The 21161-nt window shown below is 74.2% G+C and carries 20 protein-coding genes and 1 pseudogene; 15 read left to right on the forward strand and 6 right to left on the reverse strand.

Annotation, left to right across the window (positions count from 1 at the left end; all coding sequences use genetic code 11):
* The first annotated feature begins 229 nt into the window (after nucleotides 1-229).
* The 4 genes from BI06_RS19345 to BI06_RS19360 all read left to right on the forward strand — a co-directional run bounded on the left by BI06_RS19345 (nucleotide 230) and on the right by BI06_RS19360 (nucleotide 4930).
* Nucleotides 230-2815 carry a sensor histidine kinase KdpD gene (locus BI06_RS19345; protein WP_043470505.1) on the forward strand — a complete coding sequence of 862 codons (2586 nt, stop codon included), beginning with the start codon at nucleotides 230-232 and terminating at the stop codon, nucleotides 2813-2815.
* A gap of 136 nt (nucleotides 2816-2951) precedes the next feature.
* A complete protein-coding gene (locus BI06_RS19350) occupies nucleotides 2952-3632 on the forward strand; it encodes a response regulator (protein ID WP_030397355.1) in 681 nt (226 codons plus the stop codon).
* 120 nt (nucleotides 3633-3752) lie between these two features.
* On the forward strand, nucleotides 3753-4160 hold the full coding sequence (locus tag BI06_RS19355) for an OB-fold nucleic acid binding domain-containing protein (RefSeq protein WP_030397356.1): 408 nt from the start codon (nucleotides 3753-3755) through the stop codon (nucleotides 4158-4160).
* 2 nt (nucleotides 4161-4162) lie between these two features.
* Nucleotides 4163-4930: a DUF3159 domain-containing protein gene (locus tag BI06_RS19360; RefSeq protein ID WP_233290224.1), complete on the forward strand. Its 768-nt coding sequence runs from the start codon at nucleotides 4163-4165 to the stop codon at nucleotides 4928-4930.
* A gap of 85 nt (nucleotides 4931-5015) precedes the next feature.
* Here the strand turns inward: BI06_RS19360 and BI06_RS19365 are convergent, their stop codons facing one another.
* Nucleotides 5016-5687, reverse strand: coding sequence for a TrkA family potassium uptake protein (locus tag BI06_RS19365; RefSeq protein WP_030397358.1), 672 nt, complete (start codon nucleotides 5685-5687; stop codon nucleotides 5016-5018).
* Nucleotides 5687-6355 carry a TrkA family potassium uptake protein gene (locus BI06_RS19370; RefSeq protein ID WP_030397359.1) on the reverse strand — a complete coding sequence of 223 codons (669 nt, stop codon included), beginning with the start codon at nucleotides 6353-6355 and terminating at the stop codon, nucleotides 5687-5689. The genes BI06_RS19365 and BI06_RS19370 overlap by 1 nt, the downstream gene beginning before the upstream one ends.
* Nucleotides 6356-6606: 251 nt before the next feature.
* Here BI06_RS19370 and BI06_RS19375 point away from each other — a divergent pair, with 251 nt between their 5' ends.
* Together BI06_RS19375 and BI06_RS19380 are read left to right on the forward strand one after the other, a co-directional pair.
* Entirely contained in the window at nucleotides 6607-8679 is a 2073-nt protein-coding gene (locus BI06_RS19375) for an APC family permease (RefSeq protein WP_094745709.1), read from the forward strand.
* Nucleotides 8680-9131: 452 nt separating this feature from the next.
* Nucleotides 9132-10448, forward strand: a complete 1317-nt coding sequence (locus BI06_RS19380; RefSeq protein WP_030397361.1) for a class I SAM-dependent RNA methyltransferase — start codon at nucleotides 9132-9134, stop codon at nucleotides 10446-10448.
* A 114-nt stretch (nucleotides 10449-10562) separates the two neighbouring features.
* On the opposite strand, the gene BI06_RS19385 is transcribed toward BI06_RS19380, so the two are convergent.
* Complete coding sequence (locus BI06_RS19385; protein WP_149030414.1) at nucleotides 10563-10760, reverse strand: hypothetical protein; 198 nt, start codon at nucleotides 10758-10760, stop codon at nucleotides 10563-10565.
* Between the two features lie 247 nt (nucleotides 10761-11007).
* Here BI06_RS19385 and BI06_RS19390 point away from each other — a divergent pair, with 247 nt between their 5' ends.
* Complete coding sequence (locus BI06_RS19390; RefSeq protein ID WP_030397363.1) at nucleotides 11008-11253, forward strand: toxin-antitoxin system HicB family antitoxin; 246 nt, start codon at nucleotides 11008-11010, stop codon at nucleotides 11251-11253.
* Entirely contained in the window at nucleotides 11250-11672 is a 423-nt protein-coding gene (locus BI06_RS19395; RefSeq protein ID WP_037782157.1) for a hypothetical protein, read from the forward strand. Before BI06_RS19390 ends, BI06_RS19395 begins: the two co-directional genes overlap by 4 nt.
* A gap of 94 nt (nucleotides 11673-11766) precedes the next feature.
* Here the strand turns inward: BI06_RS19395 and BI06_RS19400 are convergent, their stop codons facing one another.
* Nucleotides 11767-12615 carry a GNAT family N-acetyltransferase gene (locus BI06_RS19400; RefSeq protein ID WP_043470511.1) on the reverse strand — a complete coding sequence of 283 codons (849 nt, stop codon included), beginning with the start codon at nucleotides 12613-12615 and terminating at the stop codon, nucleotides 11767-11769.
* Nucleotides 12616-13012: 397 nt separating this feature from the next.
* On the opposite strand from BI06_RS19400, the gene BI06_RS19405 reads away from it, so the two are divergent.
* The 6 genes from BI06_RS19405 to BI06_RS19430 all read left to right on the forward strand — a co-directional run bounded on the left by BI06_RS19405 (nucleotide 13013) and on the right by BI06_RS19430 (nucleotide 18750).
* The gene (locus BI06_RS19405) at nucleotides 13013-14053 is read left to right on the forward strand and encodes a RimK family alpha-L-glutamate ligase (protein ID WP_078880532.1); all 1041 of its coding nucleotides are present in this window, start codon (nucleotides 13013-13015) and stop codon (nucleotides 14051-14053) included.
* A complete protein-coding gene (locus tag BI06_RS19410; protein WP_043470058.1) occupies nucleotides 14050-14973 on the forward strand; it encodes a RimK family alpha-L-glutamate ligase in 924 nt (307 codons plus the stop codon). Before BI06_RS19405 ends, BI06_RS19410 begins: the two co-directional genes overlap by 4 nt.
* A gap of 52 nt (nucleotides 14974-15025) precedes the next feature.
* Nucleotides 15026-15940 (forward strand): putative RNA methyltransferase, encoded by a 915-nt coding sequence (locus tag BI06_RS19415; RefSeq protein WP_043470060.1) that lies wholly within the window; start codon nucleotides 15026-15028, stop codon nucleotides 15938-15940.
* A 141-nt stretch (nucleotides 15941-16081) separates the two neighbouring features.
* Entirely contained in the window at nucleotides 16082-17518 is a 1437-nt protein-coding gene (locus BI06_RS19420) for an AAA family ATPase (protein ID WP_051741423.1), read from the forward strand.
* Nucleotides 17515-17892 (forward strand): nucleotide pyrophosphohydrolase, encoded by a 378-nt coding sequence (locus BI06_RS19425; protein WP_030397370.1) that lies wholly within the window; start codon nucleotides 17515-17517, stop codon nucleotides 17890-17892. The genes BI06_RS19420 and BI06_RS19425 overlap by 4 nt, the downstream gene beginning before the upstream one ends.
* 159 nt (nucleotides 17893-18051) lie before the next feature.
* Nucleotides 18052-18750 (forward strand): DUF6099 family protein, encoded by a 699-nt coding sequence (locus tag BI06_RS19430; RefSeq protein WP_051741425.1) that lies wholly within the window; start codon nucleotides 18052-18054, stop codon nucleotides 18748-18750.
* Here BI06_RS19430 and BI06_RS48205 read toward each other — a convergent pair.
* Together BI06_RS48205 and dapD are read right to left on the reverse strand one after the other, a co-directional pair.
* Nucleotides 18666-18890 carry a hypothetical protein gene (locus BI06_RS48205; protein WP_107113370.1) on the reverse strand — a complete coding sequence of 75 codons (225 nt, stop codon included), beginning with the start codon at nucleotides 18888-18890 and terminating at the stop codon, nucleotides 18666-18668. The genes BI06_RS19430 and BI06_RS48205 overlap by 85 nt on opposite strands.
* A 384-nt stretch (nucleotides 18891-19274) precedes the next feature.
* Nucleotides 19275-20264: a 2,3,4,5-tetrahydropyridine-2,6-dicarboxylate N-succinyltransferase gene (dapD, locus tag BI06_RS19435; protein ID WP_030397372.1), complete on the reverse strand. Its 990-nt coding sequence runs from the start codon at nucleotides 20262-20264 to the stop codon at nucleotides 19275-19277.
* A gap of 134 nt (nucleotides 20265-20398) precedes the next feature.
* Here dapD and BI06_RS50925 point away from each other — a divergent pair.
* Nucleotides 20399-21161, forward strand: a pseudogene (locus BI06_RS50925) (hypothetical protein); the annotation flags it as partial.

Here is a 21161-nt window from a genome sequence, read left to right on the forward strand (position 1 = left end):
CAGCCCAGCCCAGCCCAGCCCACCCCAGCCCAACCCCGTCCGGCCGGCGGTGCCCCGGGCTCTGCCCCGGTGGGCGCTGCGGCCTCCGGACCCCCATCAAAATGGCGCTAAAACTCCCAGCTCAAGGCCCCGATCGCTGGCAAAGCGACGTCTTCGCCGTAGTCTCGAAGGCGAAGGGAACTGGTGTCCGGGATGGCCGCCAGCTTCGGCCGGATCAAGAATGGTGCACATGGGACGCGGCAGGCTACGGATCTACCTCGGGGCGGCCCCCGGGGTCGGCAAGACGTACGCCATGCTCGCGGAGGCGCACCGGCGGCTGGAGCGCGGCACGGACGTCGTGGTGGCGTTCGTCGAGGACCACGGGCGCCGGCACACGGCAGCACAGGTGGCGGGTCTGGAACTGGTGCCGCGGCGGGAGCTGACGCACCGCGGGGCCGTGTTCACGGAACTGGACCTGGACGCGCTGCTGGCGCGCCGGCCGCAGGTGGCGCTGGTGGACGAGCTGGCGCACACCAATGTGCCGGGGTGCCGGAACGAGAAGCGCTGGCAGGACGTCGAGGAGCTGCTCGCGGCCGGGATCGATGTCATCTCGACGGTGAACATCCAGCACCTGGAGTCGCTCGGGGACGTGGTCGAGGGCATCACCGGGGTGCGGCAGCGGGAGACCGTGCCGGACGAGGTGGTGCGCCGGGCGGACCAGATCGAGCTGGTCGACATGTCGCCGCAGGCGCTCCGCCGCCGGCTCGCGCACGGCAATGTGTACGCGCCGGAGAAGGTCGACGCGGCGCTCGCCAACTACTTCCGGCCGGGGAACCTGACGGCGCTGCGGGAGCTGGCGCTGCTGTGGACGGCCGACCGGGTCGACGAGTACCTGCAGAAGTACCGGGCCGAGCAGGGGATCAAGGGCACCTGGCAGGCGCGCGAGCGGATCGTGGTCGGTCTGACGGGTGGTCCGGAGGGTGCCACGCTGATCCGCCGGGCGGCCCGGATCGCGGCCCGCGGGTCCGGCGGTGAGCTGCTGGCCGTGCACATCTCCCGCTCGGACGGGCTGGCCGGTTCCGGCTCGGGGTCCTCGCAGACGCTGATCGAGCAGCGGGCGCTGGTGGAGGGCCTGGGCGGTTCGTACCACGCGGTGCTGGGGGACGATCCGGCCGCCGGACTGCTGGAGTTCGCGCGCGGGGTGAACGCGACCCAGATCGTGCTGGGCACCAGCCGCCGTCCGGCCTGGCAGTACGTCTACGGGCCCGGTGTGAGCGGCACGGTGACCCGGGAGTCGGGCGACATCGATGTGCACATCGTCACGCACGAGCACGAGGCGAAGGGCCGGGGTCGCATCCCGATCCGCCGGGTGACCGATCTCGGCCGGACGCGGACGGTCGCGGGCTGGCTGATCGGGGTGGCGGGTCCGCCGCTGCTGGCGCTGCTGCTGATCAATGTGGACGGTCTCGGCCTGACCACGGACATGCTGCTGTTCCTGTCGCTGACGGTGGGCGCGGCACTGGTCGGCGGGCTGTACCCGGCGGTGGCCTCGGCGCTGGTCAGCTCCTCGGCGCTGAACTACTACTTCGCTCCACCGATCCACACCTTCACGATCGACGAGCCGCAGAACATCCTGGCGGTGGCGATATTCACCGCCGTCGGCATCGCGGTGGCCTCGGTGGTCGACCTGGCGGCCCGGCGGACCCATCAGGCGGCCCGCAGCCAGACCGAGGCGCAGACGCTCAGCGCGCTGGCGGGCACGGTCCTGCGCGGGGCGCCCAGCGGGGACGGGGTGCTGACCGCGCTGCTGGAGCAGGTCCGGGAGACCTTCCAGCAGGAAGCGGCGGTGCTGCTGGAGCGGCCCGACCCGCTCGGGGCATGGCATCCGGTGGCGGCGGCGGGCCCGCGTCCGCCGGAGCGGCCGGAGACGGCCGACGTCGACGTGCCGGTCGGGGAGAACCTGGCCCTGGCGCTGCGGGGCCGGGTGCTGCCCGGCGAGGACCGGCGGCTGCTCGGGGCGTTCGCGGCCCAGGCGGCCGTGGTGCTGGAGCGGCGCCGGCTGGCGGGGGAGGCGGCGGCCGCGCGCCGCGAGGCGGAGGGCAACCGGATCCGGACCGCGCTGCTGGCGGCGGTCTCGCACGATCTGCGGACCCCGCTGGCCGGGATCAAGGCCTCGGTGAGCTCGCTCCGCTCGGAGGACGTGGAGTGGGACGAGGCGGACGAGGCGGAGCTGCTGGCCGGGATCGAGGCGGGGGCGGACCGGCTGGACCACCTGATCAACAATCTGCTCGACATGAGCCGGCTCCAGACCGGCACGGTCACCCCGCTCATCCAGGAGACCGATCTGGACGAGGTGGTGCCGTTCGCGCTGGGCGGTGTCCCGCCGGGCGCCGTCCGGCTGGACGTGCCGGAGACCCTGCCGATGATCCGGGCGGACGGCGGGCTGCTGGAGCGCTCGCTCGCCAATCTGATCGAGAACGCCGTGAAGTACAGCCCGGACGGGGTGAAGGTGCTGGTCAAGGCCGGTGCCCTGCGGCCGCCGGGCGAGCCGGGCCGGGTCGAGCTGCGGATCGTGGACCGGGGGCCGGGGGTGCCGGAGGACGCCAAGGAGCGGATCTTCGCGCCCTTCCAGCGATACGGCGACGCTCCGCGCGGGGCCGGGGTGGGGCTCGGGCTCGCGGTGGCGCGGGGCTTCGTGGAGGCGATGGACGGCTCCGTGACCGCCGAGGACACCCCGGGCGGCGGGCTGACCATGGTGGTCACCCTGCCGGCCGCCGAGCGTGTGCCCGGGCCGGGGGACGCGCCGGGGCCCGAGCTCCCCGCGGCTCCCGCATGACCGCCGCCGCCCCGGGAGCGTCCGCTGCCGGACGGCTCCCTCCGAACGACCCGGCCCCGAGCGACCGCTCGCCCGACGACCACCTCCCGATCCGACAGATCCGACAGATCCGACAGCCCCGAAAGGCGGAGCCCGCATGACCCGGGTCCTCGTCGTGGACGACGAACCGCAGATCGTCCGCGCGCTGGTGATCAACCTCAAGGCCCGCAAGTACGAGGTCGACGCGGCGCACGACGGCGCGAGCGCCCTGGAGCTCGCCGCCGCCCGCCATCCCGACGTGGTCGTGCTGGACCTCGGCCTGCCCGACATGGACGGGGTCGAGGTGATCAGGGGCCTGCGCGGCTGGACCCGGGTGCCGATCATCGTGCTCTCGGCCCGGCACGCCTCCGACGAGAAGGTCGAGGCGCTGGACGCGGGCGCCGACGACTACGTCACCAAGCCCTTCGGCATGGACGAGCTGCTCGCCCGGATGCGCGCCGCCGTCCGCCGGGCCGAGCCGGTCGCGGGGGAGGACGACTCGGTGGTGGTCACCGAGAGCTTCACCGTCGACCTGGCGGCGAAGAAGGTCAACCGGGACGGCGGCGACATCCGCCTTACCCCGACCGAGTGGCATCTGCTGGAGGTCCTGGTCCGCAACGCGGGCCGTCTGGTCAGCCAGACCCAGCTGCTCCAGGAGGTGTGGGGACCGGCCTACCGCACCGAGACGAACTATCTGCGGGTGTACCTCGCCCAGCTGCGGCGCAAGCTCGAACGGGACCCCTCCCACCCGCGCCACTTCATCACCGAGCCGGGGATGGGCTACCGCTTCGAGGCGTGAGCGGGCGGCGGTCCGGGTGCGTCCGACGGCCGCCGCGGGACGCCCGGGGGAGCCCCGCCAGGGCCCCGGGCGGCTTGCGCGACCTGCCGCCGGGGGCCCCGGAACCGGTACCCTTCCGGCATGAGTGGTGACAACAGCAGCGGCCAGCCGCAGGGGCGCTTCCGCCGCATGCTCAGCCGGCTGACCTCCTCCGCGGAGGAGCTCCAGGCCGAGGAGCTGCGGCAGGAGATCGCGGCGGAGTCGGGCTGTACCCCGATCGCCAGCTGCGGGGACCGGGAACTGGTCACCGTCGCGGGCACCCTGCGGACCGTGACGCTGCGCCCGAGGGCCGGTGTGCCGGCCCTGGAGGCGGAGCTCTTCGACGGCACCGAGGCGCTGGACGTGGTCTGGCTCGGGCGCCGTTCCATCATGGGCATCGAGCCGGGGCGCCGTCTGGTCGCCAGCGGCCGGATCAGTCATGCGCGCGGTCGGCGGGTGCTGTTCAACCCCCGCTACGAGCTGCGTCCGGTCGGACACGGGAGCGAATGAGCGTGAGCAAGCAGTCCGGCGGCGATTCCGCCGCCCAGCTCGGCGTGGTGGAGATCGACGCCGACGAGGCCGCCCGGCAGGCGCAGGCCTCGCGGGAGGCCGCCGACACCGTGATGAAGGCGTTCGGCGGGGTCCGGGGCATGATCGACATGACCCTGCCCGGTCTGGTCTTCATCGTCACGTACAACATCACCCACAAGGTGCCGGCGGCCGCCTGGGCGGCGCTGGCCCTGAGTGCGCTGTTCGTGGTGGCGCGGCTGCTGAAGCGGGAGACCGTCCAGCACGCCTTCAGCGGGGTGTTCGGCGTCGCGATCGGTGCCTGGATCTCGATGAAGACCGGCAAGGCGGAGAACTTCTACCTGCCCGGTCTGCTCTGGAACGTCGGCTACTGCGTGGGCCTGGCGGTGTCGGCGCTGGTCCGCTGGCCGCTGATCGGCATCATGCTCGGCCCGGTGACCGGCGAGATGTTCACCTGGCGCAAGGAGAACCCGGGCCGGCTGGCCGCCTACACCAAGGCCACCTGGGCCTGGGTGGTGATCATGGGCATCAAGCCGCTGATCCTCTTCCCGCTGTACTTCACCCACAACGTCAACCTGCTGGGCTGGCTCAAGGTCGCCCTGGGCATCCCGCCGCTGCTGCTGGCGATGTACGTGACCTGGCAGATCCTGCTGAAGGCGCCGCCGCCGATCAAGGCGCAGCTGGACGAGGAGCCGGGGCAGGAGCAGCCCGGCCACGAGCACTCCGCGGGCGGTCCGACCCGGGGGCACTGACCAGGCCGGGACGCAGGGCGGTAACGGCCGGGGGCCCGCACTCACGAGGAGTGCGGGCCCCCGGCCGTTGCCCGTACGGGTAGTTCTACTTGGCGCCCGGGGAGCTGGAGAGCAGGTCCTCCAGCTCCTCCTCGCGCTCCTGGGCGGCCACGAAGAGCAGCTCGTCGCCGCCCTCCAGGGTGTCGTCCTTGCCCGGTACCAGGACCCGGCCCTCGCGGATGATCGTCACCAGGGCGGTGTCCTGCGGCCACGCCACGTCGCCGACCCGGGTGCCGACCAGCTCGGTGTCGGAGGCGAGGGTCAGCTCGACCAGGTTGGCGTTGCCCTGGCTGAAGCGCATCAGCCGGACCAGGTCGCCGACGCTGACGGCCTCCTCGACCAGGGCGGACATCAGGCGCGGGGTGGAGACGGCGACGTCCACGCCCCAGGACTCGTTGAAGAGCCACTCGTTCTTCGGGTTGTTCACCCGGGCGACCACCCGGGGCACGCCGTACTCGGTCTTCGCGAGCAGCGAGACGACCAGGTTGACCTTGTCGTCGCCGGTCGCGGCGATCACCACGTGGCAGCGCTGCAGCGCCGCCTCGTCGAGCGAGGTGATCTCGCAGGCGTCGGCCAGCAGCCACTCCGCCATGGGCACCCGCTCCACCGAGATGGAGTTCGGGTTCTTGTCGATCAGCAGGACCTCGTGGCCGTTCTCCAGCAGCTCGCCCGCGATCGAGCGGCCGACGGCGCCGGCTCCGGCAATGGCGACTCGCATCAGTGGCCCTCCTTCTCCGGGCCCCGCGCGAACGCGGCCTCGACCGTCGTCAGGTCGGCGCGGCGCAGCATCACGTGCACCAGGTCGCCCTCCTGAACCACCATCTGGGACGAGGGCAGCACGCCCTCGCCGAGCCGGGTGAGGAACGCGACCCGGGTGCCGGACGCTTCCTCCAGCTCGCTCAGCCGGTGGCCGACCCACTCCGGGTTGTAGGCGACCTCGGCGAGCTGGACGGCGCCGCTCGGGTCCTGCCAGAGCGGCTCGGAGCCGCTCGGCAGCAGCCGGCGCAGCATCTGGTCCGCCGTCCAGCGGACGGTGGCGACGGTCGGGATGCCCAGGCGCTGGTAGACCTCGGCGCGGCGGGGGTCGTAGATCCGGGCCGCGACGTTCTCCACACCGAAGTTCTCGCGGGCCACCCGGGCGGCGATGATGTTGGAGTTGTCACCGCTGGAGACGGCGGCGAAGGCGCCGGCCTCCTCGATCCCCGCCTCCTTCAGGGTGTCCTGGTCGAAGCCGACCCCGGTCACCCGGCGTCCGTTGAATCCGGCACCCAGCCGGCGGAACGACGTCGGGTCCTGGTCGACCACGGCCACCGAGTGGCCCTGTTTCTCCAGTGCGCGGGCGAGCGCGGAGCCCACCCGGCCGCAGCCCATGATGACGATGTGCACCGGCGCTACCTCACCCGTCCCGTTGGGGCCATGACCTGCGCAAACACCGCTCAATCTCCGTTTCCCCGCCCCGGTGTCCGGGGTGGGCGTCCTCGTGGGGCTCGGTACGACAACCTGAGTGTTGCCGCCCTGCTCGTATCCGACACGCTAGCCGGTCCACCGAACACAGTCGCGACGAAGGGGCACCCCGACGGGCGGCAAGGGGGTGGCCCTTCGGACCCCGGCGTCGACTACCCCTACGATTCCTTAACGTGCCTATGCCGACTGACCTACCGAAACGCATCCTGATCGGGCGTGCGTTGCGCAGCGACAAGCTGGGGGAGACTCTGCTCCCCAAGCGCATCGCGCTGCCCGTCTTCGCCTCGGACGCGCTCTCCTCGGTCGCGTACGCGCCCGAGGAGATCCTGCTGACACTCTCCCTGGCGGGTGCCTCGGCCATCCACTTCTCGTGGCAGATCGGCGTCGTCGTCGCCATCGTCATGCTCGCCGTGGTGGCCTCGTACCGGCAGAACGTGCATGCCTACCCGAGTGGCGGCGGTGACTACGAGGTCGCCACCGTGAACCACGGCCCCAACTCCGGCCTGGTGGTCGCGAGCGCGCTGATGGTCGACTACATCCTGACCGTCGCGGTCTCCACCACCTCGGGCGTGGCCAACGTGGTGTCGGCGGTGCCGGCCCTGCGCGGCCACGAGCTGACCCTGTCGGTCGTCGTGGTCATCGTGCTGATGGGCATGAACCTGCGCGGCGTCCGGGAGTCCGGTTCGGCCTTCGCCGTGCCGACCTACGCCTTCATGGTTGGCGTGATCGGCATGGTGGTGTACGGCGTGGTCCGGCACTTCGGCCTGGGGCAGGACATGCCCGCCGAGAGCGCCGGCTTCCATCTGCAGGCGACCCCGGGGAACGAGTCCCTGGCGGGCTTCGCCATGGTGTTCCTGCTGCTCAAGGCGTTCTCCTCGGGCTGTGCGGCGCTGACCGGCGTGGAGGCGATCTCCAACGGCGTGCCCGCGTTCCGCAAGCCGAAGAGCAAGAACGCGGCGACCACGCTGCTGATGATGGCCAGCATCGCGGTCGTGATGTTCATGGGCATCATCTGGCTGGCCCGGCTGACCGGCGTCCAGATGGCCGAGCAGCCCGCCGAGCAGCTGGTCGGCGTGCCCGGCGACTACCACCAGAAGACCGCGCTGGCGCAGATCAGCGAGGCCGTGTTCTCCAACTTCACGCCGGGCTTCTACTTCGTCGCCGCCGTGACCGGTCTGATCCTGGTGCTGGCCGCGAACACCGCGTTCAACGGCTTCCCGGTGCTGGGCTCGATCCTGGCGCAGGACCGCTACCTGCCGCGCCAGCTGCACACCCGCGGCGACCGGCTGGCCTTCTCCAACGGCATCATCCTGCTGGCGCTGGCCGCGATCCTGTTCATCATCGCCTTCGACGCGGACCCGACCAGGCTGATCCAGCTCTACATCGTCGGCGTCTTCGTGTCGTTCAACATGAGCCAGTCCGGCATGATCCGGCACTGGACCAGGCACCTGCGCACCGAGACCGACCCGGCCAAGCGCCGCCACATGCAGCGCAGCCGGGCGATCAACACCTTCGGCCTGGTGATGACCATGGCCGTGCTGATCGTGGTGCTCGCCACCAAGATCAGCCACGCCTGGATCGCGATCGCGGCGATGGTCGTGCTGTTCGTGATGATGAAGGCGATCCGCCGGCACTACGACCGGGTGTCGGCTGAGCTGGTCGCCGCCGAGGAGCCGGACGACGTGGTGCTGCCCACCCGGGTGCACGCCATCGTCCTGGTCTCCAAGCTGCACAAGCCGGCGCTGCGCGCGCTGGCGTACGCGCGGCTCGCCCGGGCGCACACCCTGGAGGCGGTGACCGTGAACGTCGATCCGGCGGACACCGCGGCGCTGCGCGCGGAGTGGGACGAGCGCGGTATCGAGGTGCCGCTGAAGGTCCTGGACTCGCCGTACCGGGAGATCACCGCGCCGGTGCTGGACTACGTGAAGAACCTGCGCCGCAGCAGCCCGCGCGACGTGGTCTCGGTCTACATCCCGGAGTACGTGGTCGGCCACTGGTACGAGCACCTGCTGCACAACCAGAGCGCGCTGCGGCTGAAGGGCCGGCTGCTGTTCAAGCCGGGCGTGATGGTCACCTCGGTGCCGTGGCAGCTGGAGTCGTCCGAGCGGCGCAAGCCGCAGAAGGCCTGGTCGGCGCCGGGCGCGGTGCGACGTGGTGAGCCCCGGGCGCCGAAGGCCGTAAAGTCGGAAGTCTCGGCGAAGCCCGCCGGGTCGGCTGACAGCGGCAAGAAGGACTCCTCCCAGTGACCCGCAACACCCCGTCTCGTTCCAACGGCTCCTCCGGCAAGGGTGCCCGCAAGGGCGGTTCGTCCGGCAAGCCGGGGCAGGTCGCCCGGCCCCGCTGGGGCAAGCCGCAGCGGCCGGAGGCGACCGACCGCGACGGATTCACCGCGCGGACGGCGCCGCTCGCGCCGGAGGAGCGCGCTCCGGAGCGTGCCCCGGAGCGCACTGAGCGTCCCGAGCGCGCCGAGCGTGCGGGCCGGCCGGAGAAGGCCGGGCGCACCGAGCGTGCGCCGCGCGGCGAGCGTGACGGCCGTTCGGACGGTTCCGGTCGTTCGGTTCGTTCGGACCGTTCCGACCGGCAGGGGCAGCCGGGCGACCGGTCGAAGGACGGCGCGCGCCCGCGCAAGCAGGCCGTGCGCCCGCCCCGCGCGCTGCGCTCCACCGCCCGCGCGCCCCGGGCCGAGTCCGCGCCCAAGGTGCCCGCCGGCGACTCGCTGATCGGCGAGCGCTACGAGGTCGAGGTCGGCCCGGTCGCCCACGGCGGCGGGCACTGCGTGGCCCGGCACGAGGGCCGGGTGCTGTTCGTCCGGCACACGCTGCCGGGCGAGCGGGTGATCGCCCAGGTCACCGAGGGCACCTCCTCCTCGCGCTTCCTGCGTGCCGACGCGGTCGAGGTGCTGGAGCCCGCCAAGGAGCGGATCGCCCCGCCGTGCCCGTTCTCCGGGCCGGGCAAGTGCGGCGGCTGCGACTGGCAGCACGTGACGCCCGGCGGCCAGCGCAAGCTCAAGGTGCAGGTGCTGACCGAGCAGCTGGCCAAGCTGGCGGGCCTGACCCCGGCCGAGGCCGGCTGGGACGGCAGTGTCGAGCCGGTCGGCGACAAGCTGCCGGCCGGACAGGTGCCGACCTGGCGCAGCCGGGTCCAGTACGCCGTCGACCCGGCCACCGGCAAGGTCGGGCTGCGCAAGCACCGCTCGCACGACATCCAGCCGATCGACCGCTGCTTGATCGCCACCGAGGGCGTCACCGAGCTGGGCGTGGAGGCGCACGACTGGCCGGGGGTCGCCTCGGTCGAGGTCATCGCCGCCGCCGGCTCCTCCGACCGCCAGGTGGTGCTCACCCCGGCCCCGGGCGCGCAGCTGCCGCTGGTCGAGCTGGACCGGCCGGTCTCCATCAGCCGCATCGACGACCAGGGCAACACCCACCGGGTGCACGGCCGGAACTTCGTCCGCGAGCGCGCCGCCGGGCGGACCTGGCGGGTCAGCGACGGCGGCTTCTGGCAGATCCACCCCGAGGCCCCGGACACCCTGGTCGACGCCGTCCTGGACGGCCTGGACCCGCAGTGGGGCGAGAACGCGCTCGACCTGTACTGCGGGGTGGGCCTGTTCGCGGGCGCGCTGGCCGACCGGGTCGGCGAGGACGGCGCGGTGCTCGGCATCGAGTCCGGCAAGCAGGCGGTGGCCGACGCCCGGCACAACCTGGCCGCGCTGGAGAACGTCCAGATCGAGTGCGACCGGGTGGAGGCGCTGCTGCCGCGCACCGGCATCACCGCCACCGACCTCATCGTGCTCGACCCGCCGCGCGCGGGGGCCGGGCGGGAGACCGTCGCGCACCTGGCCGGCCTCGGTGCCCGCCGGATCGCGTACGTGGCGTGCGACCCGGCGGCGCTGGCCCGGGACCTCGGGTTCTTCCGCGAGGGCGGCTACCGTCCGGTGTCGCTGCGGGCGTTCGACCTGTTCCCGATGACGCACCACTTCGAGTGCGTGGCGATCCTGGAGCCGATCGCGGGCGCGTAGCCGCGGGCCCGGCCGGCGGCCGGGTACGGGCAGGACAGGACAGGACATGACGGAGGCGGTACCCGGCGTTCGCGCGGGTACCGCCTCCGTCGTCTCGTGGGCCGGTGCGGCGGCTCAGGGCAGGTTGTGCTCCTCTTCCCGGGCGTCGTGCGGCAGGTCGACGCCGTGCTGGGCGGCGAGCCGCAGCAGCCCGGCGATCCGGCCCTCGTACGCCTGGACGCCGTCGGCGTCCCCCTCGGCCCGGGCGGCCGCGAGTTCCTTGCGGGCCTGGTCGAGCTGCTCGCGCAGCTCCTGGTCGAACATGGCTGTCATTGCCGGCCTCCACAACCGGTCGGTGCCGCTCCAGGGAATGCTCAGGGCACTTCAGAGTCTCCGAACGTGAAGAACTCTTCAAGTCTCACTCCCGGCGGCCCCGGGCGCGTCGGACGACGGGGGAGCGGGTAGTCGGTAGGGGCGTACGGCGGGCGTGCCGGCGGGGCGTGCGGGTGTGCGCCGGCGGGGCGTGCGGCGGGATGCGCGAGCCCTTGTTGTGCTAGCACTTCGGCGCTAGCTTGAAGGCATGGGTAAGAAGCAGCTGAACGTCCGGGTGGACGCCACCACCGCGGAGATGGCCCGGGAGCGGGCGGAGCAGCAGGGGATCAGCATGAACCAGTACATCGAACGCCTGGTCCAGCAGGACATGGGCGAGGCGGGCCGGGTCTTCGTCGACGCGGCCGCGCAGTTCATGAAGGAGTACGAGACGGCCTTCCTGGCCGAGTTCGGCGAGCAGCGGGGCGAGGCCGACCTCCAGGACGTGCGCCGTTGAAACTGGAGGTCGACCTCTCGTGGCTGCTCATGACCGCCGAGCAGTACACGCCCGGTGACCCGCAGGTCACCGACTACGGATCGCTGCTCGCCGCCGTCGCCCGGCACCAGGCCGAGATCTTCGACATCGCCGTCTACCCCGAGCCGCAGGACCGCGCCGCCGCCCTCATGCACCAGCTGATCCGGGTCCCGGCGCTGGAGAAGACCAACGAGCTGTTCGCCACCGCCGTCGCCTACGCCTACCTGGTGGCCAGCGGCTGCACGGTGGCCACCACCGCCCGTGAGGTGCGCAGCCTCGCCCGGGCCATCCGCGAGGGGCGGCTGACCGTCTCCGGGGTGGCGGACCGGCTGGCCGCCTGGGTGGTGGACGAGGCCGAGGACGAGGAGGTCAGCGGCGAGGACGACGACGACGCGGAGTGAGCGGCGGGACCCGGCGGACGGTGCGGGCCCGGTGGGACCCGGCGGCCGGCCCGGTGTCCGGTTCGGTGTCGGCTTCGGTGTCGGCTTCGGTCTTCTACCCGGCGTCCGGTTCGGCTCCCGGTTCGGCGATCAGTGCCGTCGCGAAGGAGCGGAAGCCCGCCCGGCGGTAGATCCGGGCCACGTCCTCGTCCGCGGCGGACAGGAACACCGTCCGCGCCCCGCCGGCCCGGGCGTGCGCGACCAGGGCCGCGGTGACCGCCAGCGCGAGGCCCCGCCGCCGGGCCGAGGGGAGGGTGCCAACCCCGGCCACCTCGGTGACCTCGCCGACCGGGTTGTGCTGGCCCGCGCAGAGCGCCGTGCCGTCCCCGAACGCCGCCGCGAGCGCCGTCCTCCCGGTGGTGATCCGCCCGGCGAGTCGCTCCGCGCTCCCGTCGGCCCTCAACGCCTCGGCCCGCACGGCCAGTTCGGCCGGACCCGCGCTGCCCACACCGGTGCCCGGCTCGCCGAACGCCAGGTGCGGAACGGCCAGCGCCTCGGCGAGGGCCGGATCGTCGGCGGCCAGCACCCGCACCGACACACCGTCCGGTCCGGCGGCGTCCCCGTGCCCGTCCAGGGGGTCGTCCAGAGGCTCGGCCGGGTGCCCGTCCTGCGGGCCGAGCACCAGCAGCGGGTGCTCGTGCACGGTCAGCCCCGCCTCCTCCACGGCGGCGCGCAGCAGCGGGTCGTGCTCCGCCACCCACTCGAAGGCCTCCGGCAGTCCCAGCTCGCGCTGGCGGGCCCGCACCCGGCGGACGTCGTCCGCGGTGACGGCCGGACCCTGGTGGCCCAGCGCCGGCCGGGCGTAGTACGGCCAGCCGGTGCCCTCCGCGACGAAGAGGCTGAGCGGGCCGAAGTCCTCGACCCGGGCCGAGCCGCGCGGCACGGCGTCGTAGTAGCGCTCGATCGCTTCGAGGAGGACCGGGTCGGGCCGCGCCGGGTCGGCGGAGGCGGCAGTGGTGCCGGTGGTGCCGGTGGTGCCGGTGTCGGCGGTGGTGCCGGGGGCGGTCGGGGCGGTGGATGCGGGATCGTGGGAGGTCACGCCGTGCATCAAAGCAGGCCCGCCGCGTTCCCGCCGGGAATTTCCGGACGCCCCGTCCGGTCCCGCCCGGCCCCGCGCCGACGTGACCCGCGGGGCGCTCCGGCGGCCGTTCGGCCCGGGCATTTCACCGCGATTGTTGCCCAACGCTTACAGGCCGGGCGATCTTGCGTGAGGGCCTCGTGGCATCCTGGGGCCTTTACAGCTCTGCCGGACGTGAACGGCGGACGTCCGCGCTGGGCGAAGCGAGGGGGATGACTGGCTCATGAGGCTCTGCTTTCTGGTGGAGGAGCACTACCGGCACGACGGCATGCCGCTCGACGTCGTACGCCAACTCACGGCGTGGGGGCACCGGGTGGACGTGCTGCGCCCCGGCGACTCGCTGATGGCGATCTCCGAGGCGGTCCGGGCCGGCAGCCACGACGCCTGGGTGCTCAAGACCGTCTCCGGCGGACCGGGCCTCACCCTGCTGGAGGCGGCCGCCGCCGTCGGCCTCACCACCGTCAACGACGTCCGGTCCATCCGCGGCGTCCGCGACAAGGCCCTCGCCTCCGTGATCGCCCGCACCCGGGGGCTGCCCGTCCCCGTCACCTACGCGGCCGCCCGCTGGGAACGGCTCGCCGAGATCCCCGCGGCCGAGTACCCGCTGGTCGTCAAGCCCGCGGACGGCAGCTCCGGGCGGGCCGTGCGGCTCGTCCGCGACCCCGGGCACCTCGCCGAGGTCGGCCCGCTGCTGGCCGGCGAGGGACTGCTGATCGCCCAGCCCTACGTGCCCAACTCCGGCACCGACCTCAAGGTGTACTGCGTCGACGGCGAGCTGTACGCGACCGAGCGGTGCTCGCCGCTCAACCCCGACCAGGGGGTGCGGGAGCGGCAGGTGCCGCTGCCCGCCGAGGTCGCGCGGATCGCCGCGCAGGTCGGCGAGGTGTTCGGGCTCGACCTCTACGGCGTCGACGTGCTGCTCGGGCCGGACGGTCCGGTGGTCGTCGACATCAACGACTTCCCGAGCTTCCGGCAGGTGCCGGACGCGGTCGCGCGGGTGGCGCGGGCGGTGCTGCGGCTGGCCCGCACCGGTACGGCGGTCACGGCTCCCGCGGTGGCGCTCGACGCCTCGGGGCTGGAGGCGGTCGGCCTGGGGTCCGGCGCGGTCCGGATGCCCGCGCAGGGCGGCGGCGCGGCGGTGGGGGCCGGCGTCGCGAGCGGACTCGGGGGCGGTGGTGTCGCGGTCGGTGGCATCGGCGGTGTCGGCGTCGGTGGTGTCGGCCTTGGCGGCATCGGGGCCGCGCCGGTCGGCGGCGCGATATGAGGATCGGTCTGATCACCTCCGCCCCGGACCATCCGGTGCTCGCCGCGACCACCGCGCTGCTGACCGCGCGCGGTCACCACGTCGAGGCCCTCGACCCGACGGCCGGTCCGGACGGGCAGGCCGGGCCGTCCGACCCGCCCGCGGACGTCTACCTGCTCAAGGCGCACACCCCGGCGGCGCTCGCCCTCGCCCGGGGGCTGGAGGAGCGCGGCGTGCCCGTCGTCAACCCGGTCGCCGCCACCGAACTCTGCCAGGACCGGCTCGCCATGGCCGAACTCGCCGGGCGGGCCGGACTGCCCTTCGCACCCACCCGCGCCGCCGCCGACCCCGCCGAACTGCTCGCGGCGGTCGAAGCCGGGGACCTCGTCCTGCCGCTCGTCGTCAAGAGCCGGCACAGCCGCCGCCACGACCTCGTCGCCCGCGTCGACGACACGGCCCGGCTGCGCGCCCTCGCCGAGCAGTGGCCGGACGAGCCCGTCGTCGCTCAGCCCTACCTGCCGAGCACCGGCTGGGACCAGAAGCTGTGGGTCGTCGCCGGGCAGCTGTTCTGCACCCGCCGCCGCTCCGAGCTCGCCGGCCCCGAGCACACCGAACTCCCCGACGGCGACGACGGGTTCGGGCCCGCCGAGCTGTCCGCCGACCGGGCCGCCGTGGCGCTGCGGGCCGGCGAGGTGTTCGGCCTCGACGTCTACGGCGTCGACCTGCTGGACGGGCCGGGCGAACCGGTCGTCGTCGACGTCAACGCGTTCCCGGGCATCCGGGGGCAGGCCGGGGCGCCCGAGGCGCTCGCCGCGCTCGCCCTGCGCGTCGGCGGGGCGGCGTCCGGGGTCCCGCGCCCGCGGGCGGACGGCACCGACACCGGCACCGACGCCGCGACGCCCGCGCCGGCGGATGCGGGACCGGGCACCGTCGCTGGTTAGGCTGGCACTCCCGGCCCGAGCACACGACCGGGCCGCGAGAGAAGACGGACCCTTGCTGCAGGACATCGAGCCCTACCTGGCCTGCCCGCACTGCGCGCGGCCGCTCACCCTCGACGGGCGCACCCTGCGCTGCCCCGGCGGGCACAGCCACGACCTCGCCAAGCAGGGCTACGTCAGCCTGCTCGCGGGCGACGCCCACACCGGCACCGGGGACACCGCCGACATGGTCGCCGCCCGGGGCGACTTCCTCGCGGCCGGCCACTACCGGCCGATCGCCGACGCGCTCGCGGAGGCGGCCGTCGAGGCCGTCGAGGCCGTCGAGGCCGTCGCCGTCGCCGTCGCCGATGCCGATGCCGGCGCCGCTGACGGCGTTGACGGTCCCGGCGTTGACGGTCCCGGGGCGCTGGTCGCCGACCTCGGCGCCGGCACCGGCCACTACCTCGCCCACGTCCTCGACGCCCTGCCCGGCCGGCCCGGCGCCGCCCTCGACATCTCCAAGTACGCGCTGCGCCGCGCCGCCAGGGCCCACCCCCGGATCGGTGCCGTGGTCTGCGACGCCTGGCGGCCGCTGCCCCTGCTGGACGCCTCCGCCGGACTCGTCCTCAATGTGTTCGCCCCGCGCAACGGACCCGAGATCCGCCGCGTGCTGCGGCCCGGCGGCACGCTGCTGCTGGTCTCGCCCACCTCCCGGCACCTGCGCGAACTCGTCGACGCGCTCGGCCTGTTGTCGGTCGACGAGGAGAAGCAGCGACGCATCGACGAGAAGCTCGGGCCCTACCTGACGCCCGCCGGCCGGCGCGAGGTCGAGTTCACCATGCGGCTGTCCGCCGAGGACGTGCGGACCGTGGTCGGCATGGGGCCGAGCGCCTGGCACACCGACCCGGCCCGGCTCGCGGAGCGGCTCGCCGCACTGCCCGACCCGGTCGAGGTGACGGCGTCCGTCACCGTCGCCGCCTACCGGCGCTGAAACGGCGGGCCGCCCCGGCGCGGGGGCGAACCGCCCGGTGTTCCGCCCGGCGTCCCGGCCTCGCGCCGGAGTCACCCCGATGGGATGAATCTGCCGGGCAGGCACGTTTCTGCCGCGCGACCGGAGGCTAACGTCCGACGGGTGAACCGCGACGCCACCCGCCCCGCCGTGCCGGCCCACCCGCAGCAGCGCACCCCGGAACCAGGACCGGCGGCCGCGACCGCCCGGCGCCCGGTCGTCGAGGAGCTCCGGCTCACCTCCTTCAAGTCCTACCGGCGCGCGACCCTCCCGCTCGCCCCCCTCACCGTGCTGCACGGCCCCGCCGGCGTCGGCAAGTCCAACGCGCTCGACGCCCTCGCCGTGCTCTCCCGACTCGCCCTCGGCGAGGAGATCGGCGACTCCCTCGACGGCCGCCCCGGCACCACCGGGCCGCTCGCCGCCCCCGTCCGCGGCGGCCTCGCCGGGTGCGTGCCGCACGGCCGCGACGCCCTCATCCTCGGCTGCACCGTCCGCTCCCCGGACGGGCCGATCACGCTGGAGGTCGTCATCCGCACCGACGGCCCCGTCCGCATCGCCAGGGAACAGCTCACCCTCGACGGCCGGACCCTCGTCGACACCGGCGAACAGGACCTGCGCCACCGGCGGGTCAACGTCAGCTGGCACAACGACACCCGGCAGGGCGACATCCGCGCCCCCTTCCCCAGCGGCACCCTGGTCACGGCCCAGATCCCGCTGCGCGTCGCCGGATCCTCGCCCGGCGAACGCAAGGTCCTCGCGGCCGCCGAACAACTGCTCACCGCGCTCCGCGAGGTCTTCCCCGTCTGCCCAGTGCCCGCCCTGATGCGGGGCTGGGCCCGCCCCCACCCCCAGGCCAGGCTGCTCAGCTCGGCCGCCAACATCTCCGCCGTCGTCGCCCGGCTCGGCAACGAGTGCGGCCGCCGGTTCGGACAGCTGCTGCGCGTCGTCCAGTCCGCCGCCCCGCACCCGCTGCTCGGCCTCGACGTCGCCCACCGCGGCACCGGCGCCGACCGGCGGGTGCTCGCCGTGTTCGACGAGGGCGTGCTCGGCCGCACCGGGGCCGACCAGGCCTCCGACGGCATGCTCCGCCACCTCGCCTTCGCCGCCGTGCTGCTCACCGGTGCCGGTGTGCTGGACCTCGACGTGGCCGTCGAGGTGCCGTGGGCGCAGCGGCAGCTCACCGTGCTGGCGGAGGACCTCGGCGCCGGGCTCTCCACGGACCAGGCCGCCTCGCTGCTGCGGCTCGCCCGCGACATGTCGGGACGCAACCAGCTGCGGGTGCTCGCCACGCTCCAGGAGCCGGCCGCGGCCCGGGACGCCCTGGGCGGGCCGGGCGAACTGCCGGCCGGGGTGGCGGTGGTGGAGTGCCGGCGCGATCCGGGCTCGGGGCTCACGGTGCTGCGGACGGAGACGGCGCGGGTGCCGGTCCAGACGGTGCGCGACGGCGCGCCGGCGGCCTCGGGGCGGGCCTCGGGGCCGGGGCCGGAGATGTCGGAGGTCGGGGTGCCGGGCCCCGCGGCCGACCGGACGGCGGGCGATGCGGTAGACCTGGACGGGTGAACGAACACCACACGGAACCCGCCGGGCCGACCCTGGAGGAGCTGCGGCAACGGCTCGTGGACTTCGCCGCGGCCCGCCGCTGGGAGCCCTTCCACACCCCCAAGAACCTCGCCTCGGCCCTGACCGTGGAGGCCGGCGAGCTGCTGGAGATCTTCCAGTGGCTCACCCCCGAGCAGGCGGCCGCCGTGATGGCTGAGCCGGACCGCGCCCACCGGGTCCGGGACGAGGTGGCCGATGTGCTCGCCTACCTGCTCCAGTTCTGCACGGCCGTCGGGGTCGATCCGCTGACGGCCCTGGCGGCCAAGATCGAGCGGAACGAACTGCGCTTCCCGGTCCCCGAGACCCCCGCCGAGAGCGAGGAAGTCAACCCGTAGGGCCGCTCATAACCCCTGCGGGGGAAGGAAGTTGTCCACAGCCCCGGGGTTGTCCACAGGTTTCCGAAGTCCGGATGCGTCACCCCTCCGCCCCGTCGCACCCTCTCACCGTGACCGCACGGCAGGGCGCCGCGCGGGTGACGGAAGGGGTGTCCGGCCGTGGAAGCGCTGCGACTGATCAAGACCGCCCGGCACGCCCTGGCGGAGACCAGGAACCTCCCCGACGTGCTGGCCGAGGCACGGCAGGCCGCGCTGCTCACCGAGGCGGTGGCCACCCGGATCGCCAGATCGGGGGAGGAGGGGCTCTCCGGCCTCGGGCAGCTGCTGGCCGAGGCGGCCACCCATGCGGCCTGCTGCCTGGAGCATCCGGAGGAGGGCGCCTCCTCGGCGTCCGCCTTCGGGCCCGGCGGCCGGGCCCGAAGGCTCACCGAGCTCGGGGAGTTCGGGCCGATGCTCGACGAACTCGGCCGCCTGCTGCGGGACATGGGCGAGACGCTGGTGGTGCTGGCCTGCGGGGCCGACACCGAGAGCCTCTACTGGGCCTGCATCGACGGGGTCGACGCGGGAGCGGAGTGCACCCAGCTGGTCGACCAACTGCTCGACACCGTCCGGCAGATGGCGGGCGAGCGGCCCGAGGAGTACGAGGCGGAGCCGTGCGGGGCGGTGGAGGGCGGGTCCGGGGAGCCGTTCGGGCCGGACGGTGCCCGACGGCTCCCCGAACCGGCGGCGGAGCACGAGGAGCGGTTACTGGTGCTCCGGCTCGATCCGCCGGGTCAGCGGGCGGCGGAGAGCCCGCCGTCCTCGCCGTCGGCGGAAGCGGTCGTGGCGGGGGAGGTGGTGCGGGCACCGATGGCCTGAAGGTCGGCGAGGTCCGCGGTCACCGAGGCGAGCAACTCCTGCATCTGCTCCAACAGGCTCTTCGGGGCGGCCGGCGCCGCCGCCCCGTCGGCGGTGGGGTACGGCGAGGTGGCGGACGCCTCGGACCAGGGCTCGGACATGAGGGGACCTCTTCGGATCGGTGGTGCGGTGTGGAGCGGTTGGCGGTCGGCCGGACGCGGCCCCGCCGCTGCAACCAACGAACACCCCGCCGCGCGGTCACCGGCCACCACTCGATGCGGTCCAACCGCCGGTGCGGGTAAGCCGCCCGGGTGACGCCGGGCTTGCCGCCACCGACCGGCCTGGGCTACGGCCGCCCGGGTGCGCGGAGGGCTGCCGAGGGCCTTCGTTCCCCGGCGGCCCGCCCCACCGTGGCGGGCCGCCGGGGAGAGGACCAGGGCGACGGCCGGTCGGAGCGGCGGCTGCCGGAACAGCAGATGCCGGGGCTCCGAGCCGTTGGCTCGGAGCCCCGGCACCGGGAGCCGGACCCTCAGGGGCGGGTGGGGTCAGTTGTGGGCGTGGAGGTCGGCGTTGAGGCCGCCCCAGGAGCCGGAGCGGGCGATGACCTCGACGGCGCCGGTCTGGGAGTTGCGACGGAACAGGAGGTTGTCCTGGCCGGACAGCTCGACGGCCTTGGCCACGGTGCCGTCCGGGGTGGTCACCCGGGTGCCGGCGGTGACGTAGAGGCCGGCCTCGACGACGCAGTCGTTGCCGAGCGAGATGCCGATGCCCGCGTTGGCGCCGAGCAGGCAGCGCTCGCCGACGGAGACGACCTGCTTGCCGCCGCCCGACAGCGTGCCCATGATCGAGGCGCCGCCGCCGATGTCGCTGTGGTCGCCGACCACGACGCCGGCGCTGATCCGGCCCTCGACCATCGAGGTGCCCAGCGTGCCCGCGTTGAAGTTGACGAAGCCCTCGTGCATCACGGTGGTGCCGACGGCCAGGTGCGCGCCGAGGCGGACGCGGTCCGCGTGGGCGATGCGCACACCGGAGGGGGCGACGTAGTCGGTCATCCGCGGGAACTTGTCGATCCCGTAGACGGCGAGCTGGCCGCCCTGGGCGCGCACGGCCAGCCTGGCCTGCTCGACCTTGTCCACCGGGACCGGGCCGATGCTGGTCCACGCCACGTTGGCGAGCAGCCCGAACAGACCGTCCAGGCTCAGGCCGTGCGGCTGGACCAGGCGGTGGCTGAGCAGGTGCAGACGCAGGTAGGCGTCGTGCGCGTCGAGAGGCTTCTCGTCCAGCGAGGCGATGGCGGTGCGCACGGCTACCACCTCGACACCGCGGCGGGCATCGGCGCGCAGTGCCTCGGCGGCACCGGAGCCCAGCTCGGCCTCGGCCTGCTCGGCGGTCAGGAGGACGGTCCCGGCCGGGCCGGGCGCGGCGGTCAGCGCGGGGGCCGGGTACCAGGTGTCGAGGACGGTGCCGTCCGCGGCGATGGTGGCCAGACCTGCGGCAACGGCGCCGCTCACGGGGGAGGTGGATTCAGCAGTCACATCGTGCACGTTAACGAATCGGAGTGGCCGTTGCCGAACGCGCTCACCGTCCGGACAGATCGGCGGGGCTCGACGCACCGGGGAAAATCCGGCGGTCGGTCGGGCGCGGCTGGGCGATACTCGGACGGGTGTTCATGTCGATCTCCACCACCGGAGCCACCGGTCAGCCCGGCCCCGCAGGACGCCCGGCCACCGATCTGGCGCGCCTGCTGCACCGGCCCCCGGACGCGGTGCACCGGGTCGCGACCGCGTTCGGTGAGGCGCACGTCTTCTTCCCCGAGGCCGATGCGGAGCGGTGCACCGCCGTCCTGCTGGCGGAACCCGACCCGGGGGCGCCGGTCCGCGGCCGCCGGGGCAAGGGCCGGCCGCCCGCCGTGCCCGACGCGCACCTCGGCGACCGCCCCTACGCGGCCTCCTCGGTGTTCGCGGCGGTGCTGCGGACGGTGTTTCCACAGCTGTTCGGGCAGTCGTCCGAGTCCTCGGCGGACGAGACGCTGCCGCTGGAGATCGAGCTGCCGGTCGTCCGCGCGGACCGTGAGCCGGAGCCCGCCGCCCCGGGCGGTGGCGACGGTGTCGCGCTGGCGCGGCGGCTGTTCGAGCCGTTGGGCTGGCGGGTCGAGGCGGCGGAGCTGCCGTCGGACGCCGCACCCGCCGCCGGTGGTTCGCCGTACCTGCGGCTCCGGCTGGCCGCGCCGGCGGTCCGGCCGGCCGAGGCGCTGCGGCAGGTGGCGGCGCTGCTGCCGGTGCTGGACGGCGCCACGCACCACTGGGTGCCGCCGGAGCGGGCGGACCTCGACGGGCTGCTCGCCGTCCACCCCGAGCGGGCCCTGATCGCCCGCCGCCTGGCCCGGCACGGCCACGCCGTGTCCTGGGGCGGCGACGGCCGGGACGGCGGGG

This window comes from Kitasatospora sp. MBT66 (assembly GCF_000710405.2).
Taxonomy (GTDB): Bacteria; Actinomycetota; Actinomycetes; order Streptomycetales; family Streptomycetaceae; genus Kitasatospora; species Kitasatospora purpeofusca.

Excerpts from the sequence above, each read along its gene's own strand:
- BI06_RS19405 (WP_078880532.1), top strand. The coding sequence starts at position 13,013 with ATGAGGCTCTGCTTTCTGGTGGAGGAGCACTACCGGCACGACGGCATG.
- BI06_RS19345 (WP_043470505.1), top strand. The coding sequence starts at position 230 with ATGGGACGCGGCAGGCTACGGATCTACCTCGGGGCGGCCCCCGGGGTC.
- BI06_RS19355 (WP_030397356.1), top strand. The coding sequence starts at position 3,753 with ATGAGTGGTGACAACAGCAGCGGCCAGCCGCAGGGGCGCTTCCGCCGC.
- BI06_RS19390 (WP_030397363.1), top strand. The coding sequence starts at position 11,008 with ATGGGTAAGAAGCAGCTGAACGTCCGGGTGGACGCCACCACCGCGGAG.
- BI06_RS19350 (WP_030397355.1), top strand. The coding sequence starts at position 2,952 with ATGACCCGGGTCCTCGTCGTGGACGACGAACCGCAGATCGTCCGCGCG.
- BI06_RS19385 (WP_149030414.1), bottom strand. The coding sequence starts at position 10,760 with ATGACAGCCATGTTCGACCAGGAGCTGCGCGAGCAGCTCGACCAGGCC.
- BI06_RS48205 (WP_107113370.1), bottom strand. The coding sequence starts at position 18,890 with ATGTCCGAGCCCTGGTCCGAGGCGTCCGCCACCTCGCCGTACCCCACC.
- BI06_RS19365 (WP_030397358.1), bottom strand. The coding sequence starts at position 5,687 with ATGCGAGTCGCCATTGCCGGAGCCGGCGCCGTCGGCCGCTCGATCGCG.
- BI06_RS19410 (WP_043470058.1), top strand. The coding sequence starts at position 14,050 with ATGAGGATCGGTCTGATCACCTCCGCCCCGGACCATCCGGTGCTCGCC.